This is a genomic window from Candidatus Obscuribacterales bacterium, from assembly GCA_036703605.1.
Classification (GTDB): domain Bacteria; phylum Cyanobacteriota; class Cyanobacteriia; order RECH01; family RECH01; genus RECH01.
On record DATNRH010000997.1, the window covers coordinates 1 to 1,356 of the forward strand.

The 1,356-nt window shown below is 51.0% G+C and carries 1 protein-coding gene; it reads right to left on the minus strand.

What is annotated here, in order from left to right; genetic code table 11:
• Positions 1-466: 466 nt before the first annotated feature.
• Positions 467-727 carry a hypothetical protein gene (locus tag V6D20_20480; GenBank protein ID HEY9818156.1) on the minus strand — a complete coding sequence of 87 codons (261 nt, stop codon included), beginning with the start codon at positions 725-727 and terminating at the stop codon, positions 467-469.
• Positions 728-1,356: the final 629 nt, after the last annotated feature.

The following is a 1,356-nucleotide window of genomic DNA, read 5'->3' on the forward strand; positions in this document are numbered from 1 at the left end:
GTACGTACTGTAAGTACGAGTACCCATCAACAATCAACACAGTGATCGATTATATTAGACTAAAGATCTCTCGCCATGTCAAAGAAAGAATTTGAAGAAACTCCTCTTCTATCAGTAGCTAATTGAGAAATGCTGTGATGAACAACGTTGTGTCGTCGCTGCCTACATCAGATGAGTGGAGCGACTTGGGTCCGTTTCTCACGAAATGCCGATCAATTGTGTGATGGTATCCATTTGAAGCTTTCGAGAATGCGACGTATTCTATTCGGCTGTACTCTAATTGGCGACTACATGACTAGACTACGGCATCAAGTAAATGATGTGATGGCTATATGCAGGGTGCTCTACCCAGATCGAGTCGACGAACGTATCAAACAAGGGCGAACCCTTAGTTATAATATATTTCTAGCAGAGTAGGGTGGGTTGTATGAGTTACTGAGTGAAGAAAGGAGGCTGGATCATGTAGCTACCGAGCGATCTCCCCCGGCGCCGCCGCCGCTGCTGGACTGCAGTTGTCCTTGCGAAGGCTGTTGTGGTGGTTGTGGCTGTTGCGCTTGTAGATGTGGTGAATGAGGATGCTGCTGCTGATGCTGCTGTGAAGGATCATGATGATGATGCTGTTGATGCGGCTGCTGATGGAAGATTCCGTTCGGCTGCGCGTATCCAGGATGACCTTGAGGAGTCGGGGGCAGTTGTTGCTGTAGCCCCCCTGGGTGTTCTTGCTCAAAAGATCCTTGTCTCACGGGCTCCTGATAGGTTGCAGTTCTCGGAAGAATCATCCGTTGACTCATCAGATATTGAGCCAGGTTTACACTTTGCGCGGTTGGTCCTCGAACGGTAACAATGCGATTTCTTGTCCCGGGGAGGTACTCTCCTCTTTGACTTATTCGTATCCTTGCCCCAGATTGTGACTGAAGTTCATTCAGAGTTCTCCCCCCGCGGCCCAGGATAGAACCAATCATATTGTCAGGCACAAAAATTTGGGTGGTGAAACCCGCTTGTGGCGGACTTCCTTGAGGCATCTGAGGATTAGGAAATAAAGGGTACTCTGGTTGATGCGCTGGCGGTGCATGCTGCGGCGATGACGAGAGATGCATCGACTCCAGCTGCAAAGCAACAAGGTCCGGTGCCGAGACACTGTTATGAACCGATGCTGAAGGCGACGGACTTTCCATCGGATGATTCAGGTACATGGACGGACCAGCGCTCTGAGGCATTCTCGGTTGTCCCTGGGGTCGCAGAGGCGAGTATGATGGTGCAGGACCACCAAATACTGGACTCCCTATGTGAGGGCCGACCGAACCCGACCTCGGCTCCAGCGGCACAGGTGTAGGTCGATGTGCCAGGAAAGCCCCT